25 protein-coding genes and 2 pseudogenes are annotated in these 26,234 nt (G+C 47.4%); 8 read left to right on the top strand and 19 right to left on the bottom strand.

All coding sequences use genetic code 11. The features are described from left to right. Window positions 1–418: 418 nt before the first annotated feature. Window positions 419–2,830: a S8 family peptidase gene (locus AUL54_RS12055; protein ID WP_060963977.1), complete on the top strand. Its 2,412-nt coding sequence runs from the start codon at window positions 419–421 to the stop codon at window positions 2,828–2,830. A 41-nt stretch (window positions 2,831–2,871) separates the two neighbouring features. On the opposite strand, the pseudogene AUL54_RS12050 reads toward AUL54_RS12055, so the two are convergent. From AUL54_RS12050 to AUL54_RS12035, 4 genes and pseudogenes are all read right to left on the bottom strand, one after another. Further along, a pseudogene (locus AUL54_RS12050) lies at window positions 2,872–3,854 on the bottom strand (LLM class flavin-dependent oxidoreductase). A 161-nt stretch (window positions 3,855–4,015) separates the two neighbouring features. Beyond that, entirely contained in the window at window positions 4,016–4,765 is a 750-nt protein-coding gene (gene nfsA / locus AUL54_RS12045) for an oxygen-insensitive NADPH nitroreductase (RefSeq protein WP_007407708.1), read from the bottom strand. Window positions 4,766–4,867: 102 nt separating this feature from the next. Further along, the gene (locus AUL54_RS12040; RefSeq protein ID WP_060963976.1) at window positions 4,868–6,055 is read right to left on the bottom strand and encodes an FtsW/RodA/SpoVE family cell cycle protein; all 1,188 of its coding nucleotides are present in this window, start codon (window positions 6,053–6,055) and stop codon (window positions 4,868–4,870) included. 193 nt (window positions 6,056–6,248) lie between these two features. Beyond that, window positions 6,249–6,638 (bottom strand): GNAT family N-acetyltransferase, encoded by a 390-nt coding sequence (locus AUL54_RS12035; RefSeq protein WP_082761681.1) that lies wholly within the window; start codon window positions 6,636–6,638, stop codon window positions 6,249–6,251. A 364-nt stretch (window positions 6,639–7,002) separates the two neighbouring features. On the opposite strand from AUL54_RS12035, the gene ywcE reads away from it, so the two are divergent. Further along, the gene (gene ywcE / locus AUL54_RS12030; RefSeq protein ID WP_060963974.1) at window positions 7,003–7,263 is read left to right on the top strand and encodes a spore morphogenesis/germination protein YwcE; all 261 of its coding nucleotides are present in this window, start codon (window positions 7,003–7,005) and stop codon (window positions 7,261–7,263) included. Window positions 7,264–7,306: 43 nt separating this feature from the next. Here ywcE and qoxD read toward each other — a convergent pair whose 3' ends face one another. From qoxD to qoxA, 4 genes are read right to left on the bottom strand one after another with little or no spacing between them, the layout of a single operon-like run. Then, a complete protein-coding gene (qoxD, locus tag AUL54_RS12025; RefSeq protein ID WP_016937521.1) occupies window positions 7,307–7,675 on the bottom strand; it encodes a cytochrome aa3 quinol oxidase subunit IV in 369 nt (122 codons plus the stop codon). Between the two features lies 1 nt (window position 7,676). Beyond that, on the bottom strand, window positions 7,677–8,291 hold the full coding sequence (qoxC, locus tag AUL54_RS12020; RefSeq protein WP_013354030.1) for a cytochrome aa3 quinol oxidase subunit III: 615 nt from the start codon (window positions 8,289–8,291) through the stop codon (window positions 7,677–7,679). Between the two features lie 14 nt (window positions 8,292–8,305). Next, on the bottom strand, window positions 8,306–10,255 hold the full coding sequence (gene qoxB, locus AUL54_RS12015) for a cytochrome aa3 quinol oxidase subunit I (protein ID WP_060963973.1): 1,950 nt from the start codon (window positions 10,253–10,255) through the stop codon (window positions 8,306–8,308). A gap of 27 nt (window positions 10,256–10,282) precedes the next feature. Next, a complete protein-coding gene (gene qoxA / locus AUL54_RS12010) occupies window positions 10,283–11,248 on the bottom strand; it encodes a cytochrome aa3 quinol oxidase subunit II (RefSeq protein WP_012118744.1) in 966 nt (321 codons plus the stop codon). A gap of 502 nt (window positions 11,249–11,750) precedes the next feature. Between qoxA and AUL54_RS12005 the strand changes: the two genes are divergently transcribed. After that, the gene (locus AUL54_RS12005; RefSeq protein ID WP_014419187.1) at window positions 11,751–11,996 is read left to right on the top strand and encodes a GlsB/YeaQ/YmgE family stress response membrane protein; all 246 of its coding nucleotides are present in this window, start codon (window positions 11,751–11,753) and stop codon (window positions 11,994–11,996) included. 16 nt (window positions 11,997–12,012) lie between these two features. On the opposite strand, the gene galT is transcribed toward AUL54_RS12005, so the two are convergent. The 4 genes from galT to AUL54_RS11985 all read right to left on the bottom strand — a co-directional run bounded on the left by galT (window position 12,013) and on the right by AUL54_RS11985 (window position 15,868). Then, a complete protein-coding gene (gene galT / locus AUL54_RS12000; RefSeq protein WP_060963972.1) occupies window positions 12,013–13,554 on the bottom strand; it encodes a UDP-glucose--hexose-1-phosphate uridylyltransferase in 1,542 nt (513 codons plus the stop codon). Next, window positions 13,544–14,728, bottom strand: coding sequence for a galactokinase (locus AUL54_RS11995; RefSeq protein ID WP_060963971.1), 1,185 nt, complete (start codon window positions 14,726–14,728; stop codon window positions 13,544–13,546). Before AUL54_RS11995 ends, galT begins: the two co-directional genes overlap by 11 nt. A gap of 50 nt (window positions 14,729–14,778) precedes the next feature. After that, the gene (locus tag AUL54_RS11990) at window positions 14,779–15,165 is read right to left on the bottom strand and encodes a GtrA family protein (protein ID WP_032864817.1); all 387 of its coding nucleotides are present in this window, start codon (window positions 15,163–15,165) and stop codon (window positions 14,779–14,781) included. 79 nt (window positions 15,166–15,244) lie between these two features. Continuing rightward, on the bottom strand, window positions 15,245–15,868 hold the full coding sequence (locus AUL54_RS11985; protein ID WP_060963970.1) for a TetR/AcrR family transcriptional regulator: 624 nt from the start codon (window positions 15,866–15,868) through the stop codon (window positions 15,245–15,247). 335 nt (window positions 15,869–16,203) lie between these two features. Here AUL54_RS11985 and AUL54_RS11980 point away from each other — a divergent pair, with 335 nt between their 5' ends. The 3 genes and pseudogenes from AUL54_RS11980 (at window position 16,204) to AUL54_RS11970 (ending at window position 17,913) form a co-directional block, all read left to right on the top strand. Then, window positions 16,204–16,365: an anti-repressor SinI family protein gene (locus AUL54_RS11980; protein ID WP_060963969.1), complete on the top strand. Its 162-nt coding sequence runs from the start codon at window positions 16,204–16,206 to the stop codon at window positions 16,363–16,365. A gap of 193 nt (window positions 16,366–16,558) precedes the next feature. Next, a complete protein-coding gene (locus AUL54_RS11975) occupies window positions 16,559–17,239 on the top strand; it encodes a class I SAM-dependent methyltransferase (RefSeq protein WP_060963968.1) in 681 nt (226 codons plus the stop codon). Then, window positions 17,239–17,913: pseudogene (locus AUL54_RS11970) on the top strand (glycosyltransferase family protein). The gene AUL54_RS11975 and the pseudogene AUL54_RS11970 overlap by 1 nt, the downstream one beginning before the upstream one ends. Window positions 17,914–17,935: 22 nt before the next feature. Here the strand turns inward: AUL54_RS11970 and AUL54_RS11965 are convergent. The 7 genes from AUL54_RS11965 to cidR all read right to left on the bottom strand — a co-directional run bounded on the left by AUL54_RS11965 (window position 17,936) and on the right by cidR (window position 25,024). Next, window positions 17,936–18,538 (bottom strand): DsbA family oxidoreductase, encoded by a 603-nt coding sequence (locus tag AUL54_RS11965; protein ID WP_060963967.1) that lies wholly within the window; start codon window positions 18,536–18,538, stop codon window positions 17,936–17,938. Window positions 18,539–18,622: 84 nt separating this feature from the next. After that, complete coding sequence (efeB, locus tag AUL54_RS11960) at window positions 18,623–19,879, bottom strand: iron uptake transporter deferrochelatase/peroxidase subunit (RefSeq protein WP_060963966.1); 1,257 nt, start codon at window positions 19,877–19,879, stop codon at window positions 18,623–18,625. Between the two features lie 18 nt (window positions 19,880–19,897). Next, on the bottom strand, window positions 19,898–21,049 hold the full coding sequence (gene efeO / locus AUL54_RS11955; protein ID WP_060963965.1) for an iron uptake system protein EfeO: 1,152 nt from the start codon (window positions 21,047–21,049) through the stop codon (window positions 19,898–19,900). Beyond that, window positions 21,046–22,494 carry an FTR1 family protein gene (locus AUL54_RS11950; protein ID WP_060963964.1) on the bottom strand — a complete coding sequence of 483 codons (1,449 nt, stop codon included), beginning with the start codon at window positions 22,492–22,494 and terminating at the stop codon, window positions 21,046–21,048. Before AUL54_RS11950 ends, efeO begins: the two co-directional genes overlap by 4 nt. Window positions 22,495–22,629: 135 nt before the next feature. Then, window positions 22,630–23,298 (bottom strand): thiamine phosphate synthase, encoded by a 669-nt coding sequence (gene thiE, locus AUL54_RS11945; protein ID WP_060963963.1) that lies wholly within the window; start codon window positions 23,296–23,298, stop codon window positions 22,630–22,632. Then, window positions 23,295–24,113: a hydroxyethylthiazole kinase gene (gene thiM, locus AUL54_RS11940; RefSeq protein WP_060963962.1), complete on the bottom strand. Its 819-nt coding sequence runs from the start codon at window positions 24,111–24,113 to the stop codon at window positions 23,295–23,297. Before thiM ends, thiE begins: the two co-directional genes overlap by 4 nt. Window positions 24,114–24,115: 2 nt before the next feature. Further along, window positions 24,116–25,024 carry a cidABC operon transcriptional activator CidR gene (gene cidR, locus AUL54_RS11935; RefSeq protein ID WP_045925509.1) on the bottom strand — a complete coding sequence of 303 codons (909 nt, stop codon included), beginning with the start codon at window positions 25,022–25,024 and terminating at the stop codon, window positions 24,116–24,118. Window positions 25,025–25,130: 106 nt separating this feature from the next. On the opposite strand from cidR, the gene AUL54_RS11930 reads away from it, so the two are divergent. Continuing rightward, on the top strand, window positions 25,131–25,517 hold the full coding sequence (locus AUL54_RS11930; RefSeq protein WP_016937505.1) for a CidA/LrgA family holin-like protein: 387 nt from the start codon (window positions 25,131–25,133) through the stop codon (window positions 25,515–25,517). Further along, on the top strand, window positions 25,499–26,179 hold the full coding sequence (locus tag AUL54_RS11925; protein WP_012118753.1) for a CidB/LrgB family autolysis modulator: 681 nt from the start codon (window positions 25,499–25,501) through the stop codon (window positions 26,177–26,179). Before AUL54_RS11930 ends, AUL54_RS11925 begins: the two co-directional genes overlap by 19 nt. Window positions 26,180–26,234: the final 55 nt, after the last annotated feature.

The following is a 26,234-nucleotide window of genomic DNA, read 5'->3' as shown; positions in this document are numbered from 1 at the left end:
CGGGTCTAGCAACCCTATGACTCTATGATAGACGCGGCCGGGCGAATTGTTTGTCACAATATGAGTGAAAAAACAAACTAGTTTTCAGAAGTTTTGTTGAAAGCTGATGGAAATGACCTGAAAAATGGAGAAGCGGTTAAAAAAGTTATACACAATTTATCCCTTGGTTAAGCACAGCTTAAACACAGGTGATATCCACATATCCACAAATATGATCTATATTTTGTATAGGAACATTCGTTCCCAACAATATATATACACAAATTTATTCAGTTATACACAGGGTTCTGTGTATAACTCCCTCCATATTCACAGACCAATTTCCAGAAATGAGTCCTATGTCACAAGGAATATTTTGAATTTTCGAGAAATATATACTATATTTCTAATTTAGATAAAGAAAAAGGGGGAAACACGATTGAAAAAAGGAATCATCCGTTATCTTCTTCCGGCTTTTGTCTTATCCTTTACCTTATCCACAAGTTCACAGGCGGCGCCGGCTTCAAAATCTCAAGCTCCTGATCTTGAGAAGGCAGAGGTGTTCGGTGACATTGATATGACCACCGGCAAACAAACGACGGTCATCGTAGAGCTGAAGGAAAAGTCACTGGCGGAAGCAAAGGAACTCGGTAAAACACAATCAAAAAGCAAGCTGAAAAGCGAACGCGCAAAAGTAAAAAACAAAGCGCTCAAAACCATTAAACACGGAAAGATCAACAGGGAATATGAGCAAGTGTTTTCCGGTTTCTCCATGAAACTCCCGGCCAATGAAATCCCGAAACTGCTGAGTGATCAGGATGTCAAAGCGGTTTATCCGAATGTCACCTATCATACCGATCAGCTCAAAGATAAAGACATCACCCTATCTAAGGATGCCGTGTCTCCGCAGATGGATGACAGCGCGCCTTATATAGGGGCAAATGACGCGTGGAAGCTCGGCTATACGGGTAAAGGGGTCAAGGTTGCCATTATTGACACCGGTGTCGAATATAAACACCCTGACTTAAAGAAAAATTTCGGACAATATAAAGGATACGATTTTGTGGATAACGACTACGATCCTGAAGAAACGCCGTCCGGTGATCCGAGAGGCGCGTCGACTGACCACGGAACCCATGTCGCGGGCACGGTAGCGGCAAACGGAACGATTAAAGGCGTCGCGCCGGATGCTACACTCCTTGCCTATCGTGTGCTCGGTCCGGGCGGAAGCGGAACAACGGAGAACGTCATCGCCGGCATCGAACGCGCCGTACAGGACGGAGCGAATGTCATGAACCTCTCGCTCGGCAATTCTGTGAATAACCCGGACTGGGCGACAAGCACGGCGCTTGACTGGGCGATGTCAGAAGGCGTCACGGCCGTTACATCAAACGGAAACAGCGGTCCGAACAATTGGACCGTCGGCTCACCGGGAACGTCCAGAGAAGCCATCTCCGTCGGAGCGACACAGCTGCCGCTGAATGAATACGCCGTCTCCTTCGGTTCTTATTCCTCAGCGAAAGTGATGGGCTATAACAAAGAAGATGACATAAAAGCACTGAATAAAAAAGAAACAGAGCTCATAGAAGCGGGTATCGGCGAGCAAAAGGATTTTGAAGGCAAAGATCTGAAAGGAAAAGTCGCAGTCGTCAAACGGGGCAGCATCGCCTTTGTGGATAAAGCCGACAACGCCAAAAAAGCGGGCGCGATCGGTATGGTTGTGTATAACAATGCCCCGGGAGAAATTGAAGCCAACGTACCGGGCATGTCCGTGCCGACCATTAAGCTTTCATCAGAAGACGGCGAAAAGCTCGTCAGCCAATTAAAAGCGGGCAGCACAAAAGCGACATTCCATTTATCAGTGGCTAAATCGCTCACTGAACAAATGGCAGACTTCTCGTCTCGCGGTCCTGTTATGGACACATGGATGATTAAACCGGATGTCTCAGCTCCCGGCGTAAACATCGTCAGCACCATTCCGACGCATGATCCGGCCAACCCGTACGGCTACGGATCGAAGCAGGGAACGAGCATGGCCTCCCCGCACGTAGCCGGCGCAGCTGCCGTCATCAAGCAGGCCAAACCGAAATGGAGTCCGGAACAAATAAAAGCCGCTCTCATGAATACGGCAGACACCTTAACGGACGCGGACGGTGATGTATACCCGCATAATGCGCAAGGTGCCGGAAGCATCAGAATCATGAAGGCGATCAAAGCAGACTCCCTTGTCGCCCCGGGAAGCTATTCTTACGGAACGTTTATGAAAGACAAAGGCAATGAAACGAAAAAAGAAACCTTTACGATTGAAAACCAATCATCCATCAGAAAATCATATCAGCTCGAGTACTCTTTCAACGGCACGGGCATTACCGTTTCGGGCACAGACCGGGTCGTGATCCCCGCTCATCAAACCGGAAAAGTCAATACGAAGGTAAAGGTCAATGCCAAAAAAGTAAAGGCAGGCACCTATGAGGGAACAGTCACAGTGCGTGAAGGCGGAAAAACAGTCGCAAAAGTGCCGACGCTGCTGATTGTAAAAGAGCCGGACTATCCGCGCGTGACGTCAATTGACGTGCAGGACGGCACAACACAAGGAACCTACCAAATTGAAACTTATCTTCCGGCGGGAGCCGAAGAGCTTGCCTTCCTTGTATATGACAGCAATCTTGACTTTGTCGGCCAAGCCGGCATTTACAAAAAGCAGGATAAAGGCTATCAATATTTCGACTGGAACGGCAAGGTCAATGGTGACACCGCACTGCCGGCAGGAGAATATTACATGCTGGCCTATGCCGCGAACAAAGGGAAATCAAGCCAGGTGCTGACTGAAAAACCTTTTATCATTGAATAACCAAACAACCCTGCTGAAGCATCAGCAGGGTTTCTTTTTGATCATTCGGCAAAGGCTTCGCGAAGCAGCCGGTACGACTGAAGTTTATCTTCAAACTGATGAGTAATGGTCACAGCCATCACTTCTTCCGTTCCATATGCTTTACTGAGAGCCAGAATCTGTTCTTTCACTTGCTGCTTTGTTCCGATGATCATTCGATTCCGATTATCGGCAATTCGTCTTTGTTCATACGGTGTATACGTATTGCCGCGGACGGTTTCGTAAGACGGTACGCCCTGAAGCGGAATCCCCTGTTCACCCGCAAGAAGCGTATAATCCATGACGGCCGCGAGTTCCTCAGCTTTCTCTTCAGTATCCGCGCACAGTACAAATACCGCCACGGCCGTTTTTGGTTCTTTTCCTAATACAGAAGGTTTAAATCGGCGCTTATATTGTGCCGTCGTGCTTTCTCCGCCTTCTCCATTAATAAAATGGGCAAACATATAGCCTGCTCCATTTTCTGCACTCAGAAGCGCGCTTTCCCCCGAAGAACCGAGAAGCCAGACTTCCGGCGCCGTCTTAATAAGGGGTGATGCCGTCAGATTCGGAAAACGATGATTTTCGTCGGCTGTATCATGCAAATACATCGCCAGCTCACGAATCTGCCGCGGGTATTGATCAGCATTCCGCTTCCCGCCGTCATTCAGCGCCCATGACGCGATCGGCATTCCGCCCGGCGCCCGTCCCAATCCGAGATCAATTCTGCCCGGCGTCAAACCTTCAAGCACGCGGAAATTCTCCGCCACCTTATATGCGCTGTAATGCGGAAGCATGACACCGCCCGAGCCTACACGGATTCTGTTCGTTTTCGCCGCAATATGGCTGAACCCGCCAACCGCTCTGAAAAATGATGCTCTGACACCCAAAACCTCTTATATCCGAGTTTCTCCGCCTCCTGCGCGAGCCTCACTGTATCCCGCAGCGCACTCTCTGCAGTACTCCCTTCTGATACAGGAGATTGATCTAATATACTTAATGAAATCATCACTGTCACCTCATCAACATCGTACCACTGCTAAGCCGTTTTTTCTTTCTGTATGCTTATAAGCATCCCTGATGATAAACATTTATATACCTTGTTCCATTTTGTCGAAATATGTTACACGTGAAACATAAAAACCTCTCCCGGTCAGGAGAGGTTTTTTCTTAATTCTTTTGAAAACCTTTATCTTTTACATATTGATTTAAATAGGTTCTCGGTTTTTGTTTCATGAACTGCAGGATTTGATCAGACCACGTTTCAACCCGCTTGCCGTTTGTCCGTTTATCATAATAAGCGGAAATGGTTTCATCATATTCCTTCATATAACTGCGGAAGTGTTCTTCATTCGTATCGTACGTGTTTTCATGATATACGGCTTGTTTCGGCAGGCGCGGCTTTTGACCGGACGGATGAGCGGGATGACCGACTACCAAGCCGAACAGCGGCAGCACATGGTCAGGTGTACCAAGCACTTCTGTCACCTGATCAAGTTCATTTCGAATGCCTCCGATATAACAAATGCCAAGTCCCATTGATTCCGCGGCAACACTTACGTTTTGTGCGGCAAGTGCGGCATCAATGACGCTGACCATAAACATTTCCGTATTCTCAAGAAGCTCGGTAATGTTTTCGCCTTTTTCCTCAGCAAGTTTTTTATGGCGGTACAAATCAGCGCAGAACACAAACAAGTGCCCGTTATTTTCGACGTAAGGCTGGTTTCCGGCCAGTGCCGCCAGCTTCCGCTTTTTCTCTTTATCGGTTACACCGATGATGGAGTAAGCCTGCACGTAACTGGACGTTGACGCCGCCTGGGCGCTTTTCACTAATGTATCTATCTCTTCTGCTGTCAGAAGCTCGTCAGTAAATGATCGGATCGATCGATGATTAAGTATAGTTTCGATGGTATTGTTCATATAAAAGCCTCCTTCTTTATATATCATATCCGAAAGGGAATCATGTCAAAAGCGAAATGCTCTAAACAAAAAAAGACAGCCCGAAAAACGAGCCGTCTCATATTAAGAATTGAACAAGTAGCTTTTATATTTCGTCAGCTGCACACTTGCGTTATATACGATCCCGAAGCTGATTAATGTAGAAAGCACCGAGCTCCCCCCATAGCTGACAAACAGCAGCGGAATCCCAGTAACCGGCATTATCCCGATATTCATCCCGATATTCTGGAAGGTGTGAATCACGATAAGTGCAGTAAATCCTACGCAAAAAAACGCTCCAAATCGGTTAAACGCATGCAAGCGGTCAATCAGCACCACAAGTCTGTAAATTAAAAAGAAAAACATGACAACCGCAATGGCGCAGCCTAAAAATCCAAAACTTTCACCCAAAATCGCAAAGATAAAGTCAGTCTGTCCCTCAGGTACGTACACCTTCAGATTATGAACGCCGTTTCCGGTAATACCGCCCGATCCGATCGCCATAACGGCCTGATCCACCTGCCAGCTTTTATCGCTCTCTGCCTGAGTCGTTGCCGCACTGGAGTCAGACATCCACGATGTAATCCGGTTAATTTGATAATCCGCAATGCCGATTGAATTCGCCACATGGGGAAATTCAATTACCAGCACTAAGAAAAGGCCAAGCACAAGCGCGGCCGAACCGCCGATAATGGTGATCAGCTTCCAGTTCACACCCGACATAAACACCATCACCATAACGATAAACAGACAGATCGCTCCCGTTCCGGCATCCTGCAAAACGATCAGGCCGATCGGAATCACTGTCCATGCCGCAATTTTCAAAAGCAGATTCACATCTTCCCGAAGTGATCTTTGATCTTTCGGGCTTGCCTTCGATATAATGGACGCGACCATCATCATAATTCCTATTTTCGTAAACTCAGATGGCTGGAGGGTAAAGCTTCCGATTTTAAACCAGCTTTTTGCCCCGTTCTTAATCGGGGCGATGGATTCCGGTGCGACACGCAAAAGAAGCAGTGAAAGCACGCCGGCAATTAATACGTACAGACTCAGTTTTTCAAGCTGCTCTAAATCAAAATACATAATACCGACCATGAGACCGGCTCCGATGACATAAAAGACGATCTGTCTCATCCAGGCATCACTTCCATACTGCCCGAACTGTCCGGCTGCATAAATCGCCGCAACACTAATTATTAAAAACACACCAAATATAAAAATCAAATCCCCCTGATAATAGGGATTTTGCTGTTTCTTATATCGACTCATTCTATCCCGCCTTACATTTTCATCGGAAGTCACTATTGTTTATTATACATGAACACCGTTCAAGAAAACATGATGAGGTTGTTTCTTTTTACGGTTTGGGGACTACACGACATATGACGTGTCAGAAAAGGAAATGTTTCGGTCATGATGAAACTTTTCCGATAAAAAACCCCTTCTCGTCAGAAAAGGGGTTTCATCTCATGTTTAATGTCATAAACAAACTGTTCGGGTCTTCATTGTCGTCCGCAAACGGTCCGCAATATTGAAACCCGGTTTTTTCATACTGGCGTCTGGCGGGGAGAAAAGCATCCATAGAACCGGTTTCCAAGCTGATCCGCTGATAGCCTCTCCGCTTTGCTTCTTCAATTATATGGTGAAGGATTCGTTTGGCCGCGCCTTTTCTGACATGCTGCGGAGAGGTTTTCATTGATTTCACCTCACCGTGCCGGCTGTTCAGCTCCTTTAAGGCGCCGCAGCCGAGCAGGACGCCGTCTTCCCTCGCACTCCAAAACGTCACGTCAGGCTGGCGCAGGCGGTCCGCATTGAGCGCGTGTATACTCTCCGGGGGAGAATGCAGGGGCATGCTCTTCAGATGCGCCTGCAAAAGCGCAATGACATCCGGCGCTGTTACATCTTCTTTCCTTCCTTACGTGCACTTCAACCACCCTTGCTGTGCATATTTTCTTTGACCATAGCAAAGGTTCACAGCCTGCGCCACACCATTGTATGGAAATGTGACAGGGTATTTGGCCTTTCCGGTTTCTTGTACCTATCCAAAAATGAGGCAATAGTTGCAATACATTTCTCGAAAAAGCGGTATCAAAAATTGGAAAACATGGTATAATAATTGTAACAAAATGTTCAAAAAACGACCACAAAACAGACACATTTTATTCTCTGTATTTCATTTTGGAAACGTTACCATAAAATGAAAGGAGACATGTAAGATGGACATGTTTTTTGCTTATTTACTGGTCGCAAGCGCAACACCCCTCTTTATCTGGCTGGATAACAAAAAAGTGGCCCTCTCGGCCATACCGCCAATCATTTTAATGTGGGTTTTCTTCTACTTTTACGCAACCAGCAGTCTATCCCCTCTCGGCCACACACTCATGATTATCCTGTTTGCCGTCAACGTCATCGTTGCCCATATCGCCGCCTTTATCATTTACGGTCTTCCGCGCCTGCGCCGGAGAAGAAGCCGATAAAGGCACAAAAAACCCTCTTCGCCTGAACGAAGAGGGTTTCTTTTTATTCCTGATGTTCGGAATGTTGTTTCGCACCGCCTGGAGGGTTTCCATCCATATGGTCACCGTGTTGGTAGTGCGCCGCAAAGATCCAGATGGAACCAAGGATGATGACAATCGCTCCGAAAAATCCGAAGAGCGTGTTTCCGACTTGGATTCCGCCGTTTTCGCTTTCTGTCATGTGCATGAACATGAGAAGCTGCAGGCCGGCTTGAATAAATGCGAATCCGAAAATGATCCAGAGTTTTGCTGATGGACTTAATTCCGTATATACCGCAACCCAAAGGGCCAGCAGGGTCAGAATAATAGACAACGCAAAACCTACGATATGCTTCCACGGAAAGTGGCTGTGTTCAGCAGATTTGTTTGCCATATTATAGTCCCCCCAATCCGATGAGATAGACGCCTGTAAAGATGAAAATCCAAACAACGTCTAAGAAGTGCCAATATAAACTTGAGATAAAGATTTTTGAAGACGTCTGCGGCGTTAATCCGCGTTTCTTCAATTGCAGTAAGATGCCGGTAATCCAGAAGATACCGATCGTTACGTGCGTTCCGTGCGTTCCCAGAAGGACGAAGAATCCAGACCAGAAAGCACTTGTACCGAGAGATGCTCCTTCATGTACATAGTGGATGAACTCGTTAAGCTCACATCCGACGAAGCCCGCGCCGAGAAGAAGCGTAATGATCGTCCAAATGACGACGCCTTTTAAACTTCCGCGACGCATTTCATGAACAGCGATCCCGCAGGTGAAACTGCTGATCAGAAGCAGGAATGTCATGATCATGACAAGCTTCACTTCAAATAATTCAGCCGGTAAGACTCCTCCTGCTGTTCTTCTTTGAAGAACGAAGAAGGTTGCAAATAGTGTTGAGAACAACACAATCTCTGCCCCTAAAAAGATCCAAAACCCGAGAATATTGAGTCTGCCGGTTTCAGATTGATATTCCATAGGCGCGTTAGAATTGCCGTGTTCTGCATGTTCCATAAATCACGCCTCCTTTATTCGGAAATCTTTCTTTCCGTCTCTTTTATTTCCTCAACAGGTATATAGTAGCCATTGTCATATTCAAATGAACGAAGCACCATGCAAAGCAGAATGCCGATCAAGCCGACAATGCCCATCCAGAACCATTCAAATACAAGTCCGAAGCCTGCAATACCGAACGCGACTGACATAATAAGCGGTCTGCCGGAGTTGTGCGGCATATGGATTTTCTTGAATTTGCTTTCCGGATGAATATCCACTTTGTCTTCTTTCAATTGCAGGTACGCATCTTGAGATTTCACTTCAGGAAGCACCGCAAAGTTGTAATGCGGCGGAATCGCAGATGAAGTCGCCCACTCAAGCGTACGTCCCACGCCCCATGAATCTCCGCTGATCTCGCGAGTAGAGTAGCGGAAGCTGTAGTAGATGTTGTAGCAAAGGATTAAGAATCCGACACCCATCATGAAGGCTCCGACAGTTGAAATAAAGTTTAATGCAGTCCATCCGTCATTCGGCCCGTAAGTGTAAATACGGCGAGGCATACCTTGCAGCCCCAGGAAGTATTGAGGGAAGAAACATACATTAAATCCGATCATAAAGATCCAGAAGAACCATTTTCCGATTCTTTCGTTCAGCTTGTGGCCGAACATTTTCGGATACCAGAAAATAAATCCTGCGAAACACGCAAATACCGTACCCGCGATCAGCACATAATGGAAGTGAGATACAAGGAAGTACGTATTATGGTATTGATAATCCGCTGCAGCCATCGCGAGCATAACCCCTGTTACCCCGCCGACAACGAAGTTCGGGATGAACGCAAGCGCCCACAGCATCGGTGTTGTAAAACTGATTCGGCCTTTATACATCGTAAAGAGCCAGTTAAAGATTTTAACCCCGGTCGGAACCGAAATCGCCATCGTTGTAATCGAGAAGAAAGAGTTAACAGACGCACTGTTCCCCATTGTGAAGAAGTGGTGAGTCCATACAAGGAAACTCAGGACGGAAATGGCGATAATAGAGCCGACCATCGCTTTGTAACCGAATAACTGCTTTCTTGCAAAAGCTGAAATAATTTCAGAGAAAATACCGAATGCCGGTAAGATAACGATATAAACTTCAGGGTGTCCCCAAATCCAGAATAAGTTAGCCCAAAGCATCGGCATACCGCCGGCTTCCAGCGTGAAGAAATGAGCGCCGAACAAACGGTCAAATGATAAGAGCGCCAATGCCACTGTCAGAACAGGGAAGGCGAATACGATAATAACCATTGTAATCAGCGTCGTCCATGTGAACATCGGCATACGCATCAGCGTCATGCCTTTCGTACGCATTTTCAGGATTGTCACCATAAAGTTGATACCCGTCATCAGCGTACCGATACCGGCAATCTGAAGACCGAGCAGGTAGAAGTTCTCACCAGGCCCAGGGCTCATGTCGTTACTTGCCAGCGGCATGTAACTCGTCCAGCCTGCGTTCGGAGAACCCCCGATAACGAAAGAAATATTGAATAGCATCGCACCTACGAAGAACGTCCAGAAACTCAGGTTGTTCAAGTACGGGAATGCTACGTCGCGCGCACCGATCTGTAAAGGTACGACAACGTTGATCAGACCGATTAAAAACGGCATCGCCATGAAGATAATCATGATCGTACCGTGAGTCGTAAAGATCTCATTATAGTGGTTTGAGTCTAAAAAATTGTTATTAGGAAGCGCTAACTGGGCACGCATCATCAAGCCGTCTACCCCGCCGCGGAACAGCATGATAACAGCAGAGATAATGTACATGATTCCAAGTTTCTTATGGTCTACAGACGTAAGCCATTCAGACCAGAGCCACTTCCACTTTTTGAAGTATGTGAGTACAACGATGATAGCAATAGTGGAAAGCGCAATGGAAACTTGTGCGCCCAGAATTAATGGGTCACCTGTTACAAAAAATTCATCCCATCTCAATTTCATTCGGGCTTCCTCCTTTCTTGTTCAATTTCAATCTTGTTTATCGTCGGATACTTTAAATTCGTTTTTCTTTACATTTTCCCACGGATCTGTTTTAGAGTGCGGTGATACGGCTTTGTAGCCAAGGCGTTTGCGCGCCTCCATCGCATATTCGGCATCTTGGCCGTGGTCAACGTATTTTAAGTGTGTAGAAGAGAACGTTAATTTACCGACATTCTCCGGAAGCATCAGTTCGTCATACTTCTCTTTCGTCAGCTTTGGAGAATCGCTTTGGGCTTTTTTCACCCAGCTGTTAAAGTCTTTTTGCGTAACAGCTTTTACGTTGAATTTCTGGTCGGCAAAGTGTTCGCCGGTGAAGTTCGCGTTGCGGCCTTCATATGTTCCCACTTTGTCAGCCTGTAAGTATTGATCCATCAGCATCCCCGCCATCGCGTATTTTTGTCCCCCAAGCTGAGGAATCCATAGCGACGCCATTGAATCGGCTGAAGAAATTTTAAATAATACCGGACGGTCTACAGGAATGTTCAGGTAATTTACCGTCTCAATATCCTGCTCAGGGTAGCTGAATACCCATTTCCAGTCTACCGAAGTAGCATAAACGACAAGCGGTTCTTTATCCTTAGTCGCTTCAGGCGCTTTTTCTAACGAATATATCGTCTGTACGGTAGGCACAGAAAGTGCAATGACAATTAAAATTGGGATCACTGTCCAGACTACTTCTAAGAACGTGTTGCCGTGCATCTCAGGCTTGTAATTTCCGCTGTCTTTGCCTTTGCGGTCGCGGTATTTCACTAAAATGATTGTAAATAGTACGAATACGACGCCGACAATGAACAGCATAAATCCGATTGACAAGAGAATCAGATCTTTTTGCTGGTCTGCTACAGGTCCTTTCGGATCTAACACGGAAATGTCGCTGCATCCGCCCAGTACGAAAACAACAGCCAACATCGCTAATAAAAGTAACGGTTTAAATGCTCTGAACAAGAAGATCACCATCCTTCCTATTGATGTAGTGAATCTGAAATGTACTTTCTCAAAATCTTTTCTCTATCTACCTTGTTATGCTATCAAAATCTGCCCTTATTAGCTTTATTTTTTTCTAAAGTTCATCTTTTTTTCGCCCTAATGTCACAAAATCGTCAAAAAATGCATGAACTTTTTTCACTTGCGTAAATCAAACGTAAAAAGTTTTAGATCATTTAGCATATATAGAGAAAAAAAGATAGTGAGAACGAATAATACCAAATAAAGGTTTACCACAATAAAAATCGCGGGTCAACAAAAAGTTTCATTTTGTTAACCATTCCACAAAGAAAATATTTTTTCCTTTGCTCTCACCTTTTCACACGGTTTCCATTTTAACGCAACGCATAGGGAAAAAAAAGACCGGAACACGCCTTGATATGTTCATTATAAAAAACACATTCATATGTTTAATATAGACAAAACGAAGGAATCATATAGGCATAAATATAAAAAATAGGAAGTGATATTTATGAGTTTTATCGTATCTCTGATTGTTGCCATTATTATCGGCTGGATCGGAAGTTTATTTGTAAAAGGTAGTATGCCCGGGGGGATTATCGGGTCAATGATCGCAGGTCTGATCGGCGCATGGATCGGACACGGCCTGCTCGGCACATGGGGCCCTCACCTTGCCGGCTTTGCCATCATTCCGGCAATCATCGGAGCGGCGATCGTGGTATTCCTGTTCAGCCTGATCGCCAGAAGCAGAGGATAAAAAAAAGCCTCGTCCCTTAAGGGATGAGGCTTTTTTCCGGTAGAGCGCCCAAATGGCGGATAAACCGCCGGAAAGCCGCTCTGCCTTCTTCTGTCTGTTTAAAGACGCCGGCATGCTCCAATATCCGCGCAAAGACATGGCCGATTTCTTCTTTTAGAATCTGTTCCGCGTTTTCTTTCGTTACCTTCCGCTTATGCAGCACGCCGAGCGCCCAATCTTTATGCTTGGCCGCAGAAGGATCGGCCGTCAAGGCCGCATCCGGGTCCGGTGAGCACAGCGCTTCAGCCGTGCGTTTCATCTCTTCTTCAAGACGCCCCGGCAGAATCGCCAGCCCCATCACCTCAATCAGTCCGATATTTTCTTTTTTCAGATGATGAACTTCCTGATGGGGATGAAAAATTCCCAGCGGATGTTCATCAGAGGTGCGGTTATTTCTGAGGACGAGATCTAATTCGAATAAACCGTTTCTCCGCCGGGCTATCGGCGTAATTGTATTGTGCGGTGTTTCCCCTGAATAAGCGAGGATATCCGCCGCTTCATCGGTATAGCCGCGCCATGCCCGCAGGATGGTGTCCGCCGCGTCAGATAGCTCAGATGCGCTCTCGCTTTGCAGACGGATGACCGACATCGGCCACTTCACAATGCCCATCTTCGTCTTCGGATAATCAGGCAGCCTGTAACGGCTTTCTGTCTCCGCCTGCGCCATGGGAAATTCATGATCGCCGCCTTGAAAATGATCGTGGCTTAAAATACTGCCGCCGACAATCGGCAAATCAGCATTGGAACCGAGAAAATAGTGAGGGTACTGGCTGACGAACGCCAGCAGCCTGTCAAACGTTTTTTTGCTGATCTTCATCGGTTCGTGCCGGTCTTTCAATACGATGCAATGCTCCCGGTAATACACATACGGAGAAAATTGCAGAAACCACTGCTCCTCGCCGAGAATCACCGGAATGACGCGAAGGTTTTGACGCGCGGGGTGATCCGGCCTCCCTTCGTACCCGACGTTTTCTTTACAGAGAACACATCTCGGATACTCGGATTGAGGCTGCTCTTTGGCAGCGGCAATTGCTTTCGGATCTTTTTCAGGTTTTGAAAGGTTGATCGTGATATCCAGCTTTCCGTAAGCTGTCTCAGCCGTCCACCCGATATTCCGCTGAATTCTGTCCGAACGGATATAATATACATCCTCTGAAAATCGGTAAAATGCCTTTGTCGCTTGCTCCGGCCCGTGCACCGCCTTTGTTTCTTCAAAGCGCCGGACAATCTCAGACGGCTGCGGGGCAAAGCAGCCCATGATCTTCGCACTCAGCAGATCGCGATATGTGTCTGTATCGGCTGCAATCCGGCCCGCCTTTGCCGCCCATTCGTAAATCGGGGCCAATATGTCCGGCAGAGATGCCTCCGATTCAGTTTCCGTCCGTGCTGATGGCGCCGGATGGGTGATATGCAAAGTTTCATATAAACGGTTTCTTGTATATTCAATATCAAGAAAGGAAATCAGCTCTTTTTGCAGTCCGTACCGGATTAAACGTTCCACATGCCGCTCAATCGCCATCGTCATCCCCCCTTAGTTCTCTCGCTCCGGCTCCGATGTCCGCCGTGTAAAAATCGGCCTTTCCCCCGGTCTGTTCCTCATAGCGGGCTCCTGCCGTTTCAATAAAATCTGAAACCGCATCATCCTTGACGATACTGACCGTACAGCCTCCGAAACCGGCTCCCGTCATCCTTGACCCGACAACCCCCTCGTGGCGCCAGGCCGCTTCAGCCAGTGTGTCCAGCTCAAAACTTGTCACCTCGTAATCATCGCGTAACGAGAGATGCGAATCCCTCATTAATTCACCGATATGATGAAGCTGATTGTTACTGAACATGCCGGCCGCCTTTTTGGTGCGGTGATTTTCATAGACGGCGTGTTTCGCCCGGCGTCTGTTCACTTCATTCTGAATCAGCTCCGCATGGGAATCAAAAGCGGAGGGAGACAGCTCCCCCAGCGACTGAATGGAAAGGTGCTTCTGCAGATCATAAAGCGCTTCCCGGCACTCCTTGAGCCTCGTATTATAGCCTGAGTCTGCAAGCGTCCGTTTTTTATTGGTATTCGCAATCACGATCGACAGTCCCGACACCCCGAGTCTAATATATTCAAAGGCGAGCGTTCCGCAATTCAGCAGGATCGCATGATGTTTCTTTCCCATCCCGACGGCGAATTGATCCATAATGCCGCAGCTGACGCCGATAAAGGAATTTTCCGCCGCTTGAGCCAGTTTCACCAAATCGGGCATATCTGCATCAAGCTCATGACATTCCTTGAGAATGACCGCCGTGACAAGTTCAATAGAAGCTGATGATGACAGCCCTGCGCCGTTCGGGATATTTCCCCAGAATACAATATCGAAGCCGTGCGGAAGGGAAAAACCGCTGCGGAGGCATTCCGCCATGACCCCTTTCGGATAATTGGCCCACCCGTCCTCTTTCTGATAGCGGATATCATCGAGACTGCATTCTTTTATGCCTGCTTCCTTAAAATTGTGAGAGTACATTCTGACGAGCCTGTCCCCTCTTTCTCTGACGGCTGCATATGTACCGATCGTCAGCGCGCACGGAAAGACGCAGCCCCCGTTATAATCCGTATGCTCCCCGATGAGATTCACTCTGCCGGGCGCAAAGAAAAGACGCAGGCCTTCCGATTCCCCGAATACATCAGCAAACGCTTTCTTTATTTTGTGTTTCATACGCATCCCCTTTCACCGTTACTCTTTCCCCCGGGCGCGCAAAGAAACCGTTATGACACGCCCCCTTCTTTCGCTTTTCTGAAAACAATCCACTTGCTGGCAGCATAGTTGACGACTACGATGATGACGTTATCGGCGATTTTCGCCAACGTTTCATTCATGTGAAATTGACTGACCAAAAGAATCATCATCGCGAGATCTATGCCGAGAGACAACACCCGCACGCTGAAAAAGGCAGTCAATTCTTTCATCAGACTCCGCATCCCCGCAGTTTTTTGCTGAAATACATACAGTTTATTCGTGACATATGCAAATAGAACGGACAGAACCCAAGCGGCGACGGTCGCCGCCTTGTAATCCATCTCAAATACCGCCGTCAGAATGTAAAAACTGACGATGTTCACGATCGTCGTAAACACACCCATAATGATATACATCATAATTTCTCTGTAACGCATGGCAGTTCCTCGCTTTCTGAAAAACTTTTCTAAACCTTTTGTCAAATCAAGAAGAACGTTACCCTGATTTTCTGCCGCTGACAAAAACATAGAGCGCGTCAAACATGCTGCGGAAAGTAACGGGCCTTCCCAGCACATTGGATTGCTTGATCATCCCGTCGATGAGCGCGCACATTATTTTAGCGGTATGCTCGGTATCTATATGGTCTTCTATTAAATTTCTCGATTTGAGCCAATTTATGTACATGGCGCTTTCTTCTATCCATAACTTATACAGGCGGATATACGCTTCATATTCACTGACGACTTTGTAAGTAGGCATATGAACGGCAAAAGACACCACATTCCAGGCAGGCTTGCTGTTTACAAACCTCATCAACAGGCTTGCTGTGCTTGCCGCGGCTTCACAAAGCGTCAACGGCCGCGCTGTTTGCTTTTCTATTTCGTCGAGATAGCCCGTGATGATCCTTTTTTTAATCTGACGCCTGTCTAACAAATGCTTCAGAAAATCTTCCTTGCTTTCAAAATGAACGTAAAACGCGCCTTTGCTGAACCCCGCCGCTTTACTGATGTCATCGATTGAGACTGAATCGTAAGCTCTGTCAATCAGGAGATGAAGGCCTGCGTCAATAAAACTTTCAAATGTTTCTTCTCTCTTAATTTGAAATTTGTTTTTTTTCATTTTTTACCCCAGCTGTTTGATCATTCACTTTATCTTACACCGAATCATTCTTTTGCGGTATTTTTTATACAAAAAGAATATGCTAGTCGACGATCAAAGGGTAAATGTTAATAGGTCATATGATTTATTTTTATTTACATACTATCCAGTCAGTATTTATTTGTTTATTATTATATGTAAGAATTCTTGAAGGATTTTGGTTATTTCAGTCATTTTTTTAGGGAATAGGTAGGTGAATTCATCTTCAATTTGGGATTACCGGCCAACTATGTGTGATATTTGTTACACATTGGCTGCTGTAGCTGGGCAAATCATTTTTTCAATTGGAGGTTCTTATGAAAACTCATGTAATGAAGAATATAGATCAAGATTGGCAATTGTTAATTCAAGAAGCTAGAATCATGGGTTTGCACATTGACGATGTAAGGCGATTCTTAAATACTGAAAAAGCGGTGAAGAAAAAAACATCAATGAAAAACACCATCCGCCAGCAGTAAGATTTACAGGCGGATCCTTTCACCCGAGTTTTCAAAGGAACACTGCCATCTTAAGAGGGGAATCAGAGTACAAAACCGTGAACGGACAACCATTCCCGCCCCCATTCCGCTACCTGAACAGCCAAACATGGTGATTTGAGATCCCCCCGCTGCATATCTTGTGTATTATGCCCATTTATGAGGTGATACACGGATGGATACGAATCCCTATTATGATGAAAAAAAACAGAGCTACTACGAAGGCCTGAATCCTTATTTATTAAACAAAATAGACAAAAACTGGCGGACAGTGCTCGATGTCGGCTGCGGCACGGGCAATTTAGGCGCGGCGATTGAAGACCGCGGAATAACGGTTTACGGCATTGAAGCGTTTCCCGAAGCAGCAAAAAAGGCGGAAAGCAAATTGAGCCATGTGCTTTGCGGCGACATTGAATCCGCCATTCTTCCGTACGAATCAGAACAATTCGATTGTATGCTGTTCGGAGACGTTCTGGAGCATCTTGTCGACCCGTGGTCAGTGCTGAAAAAGCTTCGCCCGTATGTAAAAAAAGACGGCACGGTGCTTGCATGCATACCGAATGTCGGCCACATCTCAGTGGTGCTGGAGCTTTTAGCCGGCAAATGGACTTACAGGGACGCCGGGTTAATGGATCAGACCCACCTGCGTTTTTTTACCCGGGAAGAAACTCTTTCATTATTTAAAGCGGCAGGCTATGAGGTGAAACGCATTGAGGCGATCCGCGTTGATCATCCCTCTTATCACCGGGCCATCGCCTCATTGCACGAAGTATGCGTACAGCTTGGCATAAGACATGATTTTCTGACAGAAGCATCGGCCTATCAATACGTGATTGAGGCCGAGAGGAGCATGTAATGAATGCACATTCATTTCTGTTTGTCATTTGCGTGAATGATGAGTCGCTCTACTCCCGATGCAAAAACCATATTCTGAAGCTTACCGTCCCCCCTTCACATTCCGTTGATATCATGCCGATATACGATTCAGAAAGCATGGCCTCCTCCTACAACAAAGCGCTGAAACACCCTTCCAAATATAAAATTTATCTGCATCAGGATACATTTATCATTCATCAGCATTTCCTGCGAGACATGCTTCATATCTTTCAATCTCATCGTGAGCTCGGTCTTCTCGGTGTCGCGGGCTGCAAAACACTTCCGCCGAACGGCATTTGGCGGGAAAGCGGGCAGCGGATGGGGAAAGTGATTGAATACCGCGGGAATGCTTGCCATCCGCTTGAATTCGAAAACGATGATGAAGACCGACTGTTTATGCCCGCTGACGCCATTGACGGATTGTTAATGGCCGCTCAATATGATGTGGAGTGGCGGGAGGATTTGTTTCGGGGCTTTCATTTTTACGACACATCACAGTCGCTCGAATTTCAAAAACACGGCTATCAAGTCGGCGTCGCCTGCCAGAAAGACCCTTAGTGCCTTCATTTTTGCGGTGACTCCTTTGACGCCGCGGCGTATGAAGCGGACAGACAAATATTTGTCCAACACTATATGGGAAAGCCCTCTTGCTGATGCAAAGAGGGCTTTTTACGGATTAACGTTTATTCAATTCCCGTTCAATGATTTGTTCAAAAGTTTCCTTTCCCGCGACGCCCGGGATTCTTTCATCGCCGATGATAAACGTCGGCACTGCCGTAATGCCGGCTTCCTCATAGGCATGGCGGAGCGCTTCCCGCTGCATGTCCCTGTACGCTCTTGTCTCAAGCGCCTCTTTGAACGCGACGCCGTCAAGTCCGGCTTCTTCCGCGAGCTTTGTCAGCACGTCAATGTCACCGATATTTTGTTCTTCCTGAAAGAATGCCTGAAAAACGCGTGTATGGTATTCGCTTCCTTTCCCATGTTCCTTCGCAAAATGAAAACCTTCAAACGCCAAATCCGTGTAGGGATGCGGTGATACGCGGGGGAATGTCATCTCAACGCCTAAAGACCGCGCCATCGGTTCAATTGAATTTTTCCACATCTGCCGCTTGGCGGGATCATTTACCGGATCAAGTTTCGGTGAGGGGCTCGGACGCAATTCAAACGGCATCCATTCCACCTGTACGTCCTTGTCCTTGATTGCTTCTTCAAACGCCGCTTTGCCGACAAAGCAAAACGGACATACATAATCAGTATATACTTTAATCCGCAGTGTCATTGTATGTCTCCTTTCCTTTTTATTTTACGTTGTAACAAAAATAGTTACAAGTATTTTTTAAAAACACCTTCCATATGGAAGGTGTCACGATTCCAGCAGCTTCTGGGCGATATATTCTCCTTTTTTACAGCCTCCGGGACAGGCGAATAAAGAAGAGCCGATCGTTTGTGTGTATTCATTCAGCGCATCCTTTGCCGCCAAAGCTTTCAGCATCGGGACAAATTGGCGGTCCGGGTCTTTTTGAAAGCTGATAAACAGCAGGCCTGCGTCAACATAGCCCGTCTTCGGGTCGATTCCGTCCGTATAAGAAAACGCCCGCCGCAGAATCTGTCTGCCGGTTGATTTCGCCACGCTGACATGCGAGTCGGCGGGAATTTGATTCAGCTTGACGGGATCAGTCTCCTTTTTTTGTCCGAAAGGAGCGCCCGAGCTTTTCACCCGCCCAAACGTGTCCTCTTGTTCCTTCAAGGATGAACGGTCCCATATTTCTAAAAACATTTTAATTTTCCTAAACGCCATGTACGTGCCGCCCGTCATCCAGTCCGGCTCCCCTGATTGAACCCAAACGATTGAATTCATCAGATTTTCATCCTTTGTGCTTTGGTTGCCGGTGCCGTCTTTGAATCCGAAAAGGTTGCGCGGGGTTTCGCCGTTTTTCCCGCCGCTTAAGAAACCTTTATTGAGAAAACGGACTTCACACACGCCGACAGCCTGTTTAATCAGATTGCGCACCGCGTGGAACGCCGTTTGTTCATTATCCGCACAGACCTGAATGACGATATCACCGCCGCCTTGTTTCTGATCGAGCTTGTCGTTTGGCATCGGCGGAATTTCAGCGAGGTGCTTCGGTTTTTTATCCTTCAGCCCAAAGCGGTCCTTCCCGTCTTTTTCAAAAAATCCGGCGCCGAAGCCGAAGGTAACAGTTAAATTCGCCGGTGCCAGATCCTGCGACTCGCCGGTATCCTGCGGAGGCATATATTTATTTTTTTGCTCGCCTGACAAAGCCGAGCCTGAGGTCAGCAGCTGCGTCAGACTGGTCCAATTTCTGAAGAGGGAGATGACATCAGCTTTGTTGCTTGACTTGACATCAAGCGCCGCAAAATACACATACGTCTGATGCGCCGTTGTGATTCCCGCTTGGTGCTTCCCGTAAAAAGGAACGATTTGTTCATTATCACTTTTTCCTTCACTCTTCTTTGAAGCGGTGGCCGCCGGTTTGAAGAGCGGAGCGAGTCCTCCGAGGCCGCTCGCTCCCACAGCGACGGCGGCGCCCGCTACGGCGCCCCACTTCAGGACATCCCGTCTGTGGATCTGTTTTTCCTTGTTTTGTTCATCGCTCATGCTGTGTCATAACTCCTTTTAAAGCACATCGGCAATCTTCGACATGGTTTCAGAAAGAGCCGTCAGCTTCGTGCTTATCTCTCTGATTTGATCTTTACTTAATTTATCATAAGACGTATACGAATGATCGCCTGTTTTGTATTTCGACATCAAAACTTCAAATTCACTGAATTCCGTATCAAGTTTTTCGGTGACGCCGGAATGATCTTTCACAAGCGCGCTTTTCACTGTTTCATAGACGGCTTTTGAGCCTTCGACGTTGGCGGCCAGATCTGTTAAATCAATGCGGGAGTAACGTTCTTCTTCACCCGTGATTTTTGAGATGCCCGCTTCATTCAGAAGCTCCATGGCGCCGGCGACGATTTGTTCAGGCGTCAGTTTGAGAGAATCGATAGAACCGTCAAGCTCCTTCACATCCTTTAACAGGACGGAGGCCGTTTCTTTTTCGCCAGAAATCTGATTGTCCTTCCAGAGCGCTTTTTCAAGCTTGTGGAAGCCCGTCCATTTGCCGCCTTCTTCCACATCATTTTCTCTGGCGTCGATTTTCGGATCAAGCGTGCCGAGGCTTTCGGCAATCGGTTCAATTCGCTCATAATAGACGCGCGCCTTCGGATAAAGTTGTTTCGCTTGATTGATGTTCCCCGCCTTGACGGCGTCTGTGAATGCTTCGGTCGATTTTACAAGCTGATCGCTCTGTTCTTTGACATATGTTTTATAGTCACCCGCAGCTTTCTTGAGCTGGTCACTGGCCTTTTTGCTGCTTTTTCCAGCGCCCGTCAGCTCCTCCAGCGAGGCTGTCAGCGATATAGATTCCGATTTAATCTTCTCTGTATCAGGCTTATCTTTTTGTGCTTCTGTATAAATCGGCTGCAGGTGCTTTTCGATATCCGTGTATTCAAACGGATAATCTCCGCGGATTTTATTTTCAAATGAGAGCCAGTAGCTGTTCAGTTCTTTTCCTTTTTGCTGAATGCCTTTCCGCTCTTGTTTTTTAACGGATTCATTCAGTTTGGTCAGAATATCCTCCATTTTGTCCACTGATGTTTTGATGTCCTGATTTACACTGGTTTTTTCGGCTCCTTTGTCAGACGCTGACTGCTGAGCGCCGCAGCCCGAGCACAGAGCGAGGAGTAAGCCGGCTGATAAAGCCGCTTTCCGGATCTGTTTCATTTTGCAACTTCCCTTCTATTCGATTTTAATTTTACGGCTTCCATGATGAGTGCTGCGGCTAAAAAGCCAATAATGATCAACTGCGGAATGGTGCTAAAAACCGACGGATAGATGCCGAGAAACGATACCGACGGAAGCCAGCTTTCAGCGTCAGACGGGAGAATATCCGCCAGCTGCAGGCTGTGGATGCCCGTACCGAGAAATTTCACGCACATATACAAAACGACGGCCATGGACAGCAGAAAGAACGGCTTTAACGGAATCCGCATTCCGAGCTTAATCATGAGAAAACCCGCTGCCGCAAGGATCAGCAATCCCGCTGCGGTTCCTCCTATTAATTCGGTAAGCGGCAGCTTGCCGACGAGGCCGATAAAAAAGATTACCGTTTCAAGCCCTTCTCTGACGACTGCCAAAAAGGCGATCAGCGCGAAGGACAGCAGACTTCTTTTTTTAAGCGCCTGCGATTTTTGTGTGTTGATTTTTTCCCGCCATTTATCCATTGAAGCGTTGCGGTGGAGCCAGACGCCGACAAACAGGAGCATCACGGCAGACAGAATGCCGGTCACGCCGCCGAGCAGAAAATTGTTTTCTCCGAAAATGTTTGAGGAAAACAGCAGTGTGACGCCGACCCCCGCCCCGAGAGAGACGAGCATGCCGAGTGACGCTCCGCTCCAGATCCAAGCGGATGAACGGGTGACCCGGGCTTTTTTCGTCATCGTCAACAGCGCGCCGATCACAAGAAGCGCCTCCATTCCCTCCCTTATCGGGATAAGAGCAGCGTCCAGCCAGCTGTAGCTGCTTGACGCAATCGGCTCAAGGAGCTGAATCATTTCGTCAATATGTTTAACGGCCTGATCCGGGCGGTTTTCGGCTTCCGCTTTCATGAGCGCCAGATTCTCTTCTGAGGTTGTGTAGGCCGTTTTGGATTGGGACACGACGTCTCCTTCGACAGCCAGCCAATTCGTGACAAGCTGATCGATTTTTGCTTGGGCTTCAGCGGTTTGGCTGCTTTTGATCAGCTGTTTCGTCTCTTTTAAGCTTTGAATATAGGCTGAGAGTGTAAGCCTTGAGCTCCCGCCGGCTGCGTCTTTTACTGTGACGGCCTGCTGGTAGGTTTCTAAATGGGATCCAAGCTCAGAAAGCTCCGCCTGTACCTTTTTTGTGTCTTTATTAAGCAAAGAAAGTGAAATCATTGCGATATTGGAGTTCATTTTTGAATAGGAAGATAGATTTTCTTTTTTAATAGCAGGCTCTTCCTTTTTCCACACTGTTTTGAATTGTGAAAATGTTTTTTCGGCGGATTGCAGGTTTCCGTCCTTTGCAGATTGAATCATTTGCTGATTCAGGCTGATAAGTGAAGCGATGGGATCAGCGCCTTTCGCCACGGCAGAAGAACTGGCTATGAAGAGCAGGCTGAATAACATGAAAGCAAGCTTCCGTGCCATCATGCACCTCCTGTAGTTGAAAATGATTATCATTATATATCATAATCATAGTCCGATCTCGGCCTTTGTCAATAAAAAGTTGCGCATACAGAAAAAGGGCCGTCCTCCCCGGACAGCCCTCCTGACAGAAACATGTCAGCTTTTTGCTTTGGAACGCTGAATTTCTTCAAAAAATCTGCGCGCCGCCTCTTTTGGATCATCGGCTTGGCTGATGGCGCTGATCATGCTGACGCCGTCTGCTCCCGCTTTAATGACGGGCGCCGCATTGGCCGCCGTAATGCCGCCGATTCCCACAATCGGTATGGTGATGCCCTGACGCCGCACTTCTTCAATCAATGTAACGCCCTGCACAGCTTCAGCATCTTTTTTCGTTTCGGTCGGATAGACCGGGCCCATTCCGACGTAATCGGCTCCGGCCGCTTCCGCCCGCTTCACCTCGGAGACATTATGCGCTGATACACCGAGAATCATATCACCGATTGCCGCTCTCGTTTCTGCAGCGTCTGCGTCATCCTGGCCGATATGCACTCCGTCCGCGTTAAGGCGCAAGGCCAATTCAACATCATCATTAATGATGAAAGGAATGCCGGCCTGTCTGCAGACATCCTGCACCTGCTTTGCAAACAGGACACGTTCCTCCCCTGTTAAAGAACCGCTCCCCTTTTCCCGAAATTGAAAAAGCGTAGCGCCGCCCTCTATGGCTTTTTTCACTACAGACACGGGGTCTGCATCAGTATTATTTGATCCCATAATAAAATAAACCGATAACATATCCTTCATCATTTCCCAAGAAATACGCGTCATTTTTCTGTCACCCTTTCAATTGCAGCAAGCTCGGCCGCTTCTTGTTCTGAAATGCTTGCCAGCTTGTTTAAAAGCTCAATCTGGAAGCTGCCCGGGCCCTTGTGAGACGTGTCCAAAGCGGCAAGCTGAGCGGCGCTTCCGTATACAGAAACGGCTGAAACGGCCGCTTGCAGAATATCCTGGCCCGCTGCGCAGAAGGCTCCGATTACAGACGTCAGCAGGCATCCCGCCCCCGTCACCTTCGTCAGCAGTTTATCACCGTTATGAACGGCGTATGTGTCGGTGCCGTCAGAGATGATGTCGGTTTTTCCGGTAATCGCAATGACCGTTTTCAGCCCGCTTGCAGCCGTCTTGGCGATCTGAAGCGCATCTCCTCCGCCTTCCCCAGCATCCACGCCTTTTATCTTCCAATCGGATGCGCCGGCAATATTGGCGATTTCCGCGACATTTCCGCGAATGACGGACAAGCGGACCTCCTGTATGATTTTGCGGGCTGATGCCGTCCGAAACGGCGTGGCGCCGGCGCCTACCGGATCAAAAATGACCGGAACGCCGTTTTCGTTGGCTGATTTTCCCGCGGCGATCATAGCTTCAACCGATGCCGGACTGAGGGTGCCTATGTTCAGGACGAGCGCTCCGGCGATTTTCGCCATGTCGGCGGCCTCCTCAATTGCATAAGCCATAACGGGCGATGCGCCGAGCGCGAGCAGGCCGTTAGCGGTGAAGTTCGTGACGACGTTATTGGTGATACTGTGAACGAGCGGGCATTGCTCCCGCACTTTACTCAAGTGTTGAGCTGCCGTTTGTGCATCCATGCTTAATCATCCTTTTTTCTCTTTTTCGGATTCCACAAATACGATTTTGTATGTTCCAGCCAGGCTCTGGCGGCAAAGGACATGTAGCGGTCCTTCCGCCAAATGATGGCTAAATGCCACGGAATGACCGGGTGAACGAGCGGAATGGTTTTGACTTTCTCAGGATCAAGGCCGCGGCAGATTCTTTCCGGCAGCAGGCCGATGCCGAGATTGGCCGATACCATTTCGCTGATAAAGTCCCACTGTGACGTTTCATAAATGACGTGCGGCCTGAACCCGGCTTTCACACATTCTGTCATAATTCGATTGTGAAGGACAAAATCCTCCCTGAAAAAGATGAACGGCTCTTCTTTCAATTCGTGAAGACTGCATTCTTTCTCGTCCGCGAGCCGATGTGACGGATGGACGACGAGCATGAGGGTTTCCTTTACGATTGTAAACGTATGAAAAATCTCTTCATTCGCGGGAAGCACGACGACCCCGATATCAAGCGAGCCGTCCTCCACACCTTGCTGCACTTTAATAGAGCCGTCCTCTACGAGCTGAAACGTCACATCGGGATATGTGACGCGGAAGTCACCGAGCACTCTCGGGAAAAAGCCCGACCCGATCATCGGCGGCAATCCGATGCGGACGTGCCCTTTCTTTACCTCCATAATATCATTCAGCTCTGATGTCAGGTTTTGGAATGACTTTGTGATTTCCTGTGCCTGCACATACATGCTTTGTCCGGCGTCAGTCAGTTCAACCTGCCGGCCATTACGGTAAAACAGCTTGATGCCGAGCTCTGTCTCCAGATTTTTAATCATTTTTGAAATTGTCGGCTGTGAAACATACAGTGACTGCGAAGCCTTCGTAAAACTTTTCAAACGGGCCACTTCCAAGAAGTACGTTAAGTGCCGGATGTCCATTTCATCTCATCCTTTCTATAGACAAAAGGAATACATATTATTCTTTATATATATTTTACCTATAGCAAAACCTTATGTACAATATAAATATAAGGGAGGCATCATTATGAAAAAATTGTTGCTTACCGTTATTCAAATCGCTCTGCTGTTTATATTTGCGCGTCTGATCAATTGGGTCACGGCGGCTCTTCATATAAATATTCCCGGCAGTATAATCGGGATTGTGATTCTTTTCACATTATTGCATTTCAAGATTATCAAGCTTGAATGGATCGAGCTTGGCGCAGCATGGCTCCTCGGTGAGCTGCTGTTGTTTTTCATCCCGTCTGCCGTCGGAGTGATTGAATACGGAGATATTATGTCTAAATTCGGTGTAAGCATTTTACTTGTCGTCATCATCAGCACATTTGTCGTGATGGTTTCAACAGGTACGCTTACACAGCTGATAGCAAAAAGAAAGGAGAAAAAACAAACGTGTTCATCGGAATCATAAGTTTATTTTTAACTGTCTTAGTGTATTTGGGCGCGAAAAAACTCTACATTCGTTTTCCGCGGGTGTATACGTCGCCGCTTCTGATTACGCCCGCTGTTTTGGTCGTACTGCTGCTTCTTGTCAATGTCCCGTATCAGACATACAATCTCGGCGGCGGACTGCTGACCGATATGCTTCAGCCGGCAACAGTGGCGTTCGCTATCCCGCTTTATAAATATTTCCCGATTTTAAAGAAATACGCCGTGGAAATTATTTTGAACGTAGCGGTCGGTTCATGTATCGCCATTCTGTCAACGGCCTTTATCGCAAAATGGTTCCATCTCGGCAGCAGCTTAGTCGACAGTCTCGTGCCGCGATCAGTGACGACGCCGATTGCCATGAACGTTTCAGAAATGATCGGCGGGATGCCGGCCGTAACAGCGGTTTTCGTCATTTTAACGGCTTTACTCGGAACGATCATCGGGCCGATGGTCATCCGCTATTTCCGCATTGATAACGAAATTGCCCGGGGCGTGCTGCTCGGAACAAGCGCGCACGGAGCGGGAACATCTAAAGCATTTGAGCTCAGCTCCGTATCAGGTACGATCTCAAGCGTGTCCATGATTCTCGCCGCGATTATGACGCTGTGCGCGGCTCCGATTTTGCTTTCGTTTATGTCATAAAAGACTGCTCCTGACAGAGCGGTCTTTTTTATTTGCCGGAGATCAATCAGTCTGT

This window comes from Bacillus sp. SDLI1 (assembly GCF_001553895.1).
In the GTDB taxonomy this organism is placed as follows: domain Bacteria; phylum Bacillota; class Bacilli; order Bacillales; family Bacillaceae; genus Bacillus; species Bacillus siamensis.
Note: the sequence above shows the minus strand (reverse complement) of the source record. Positions and strands in the feature narration are given on the sequence as shown.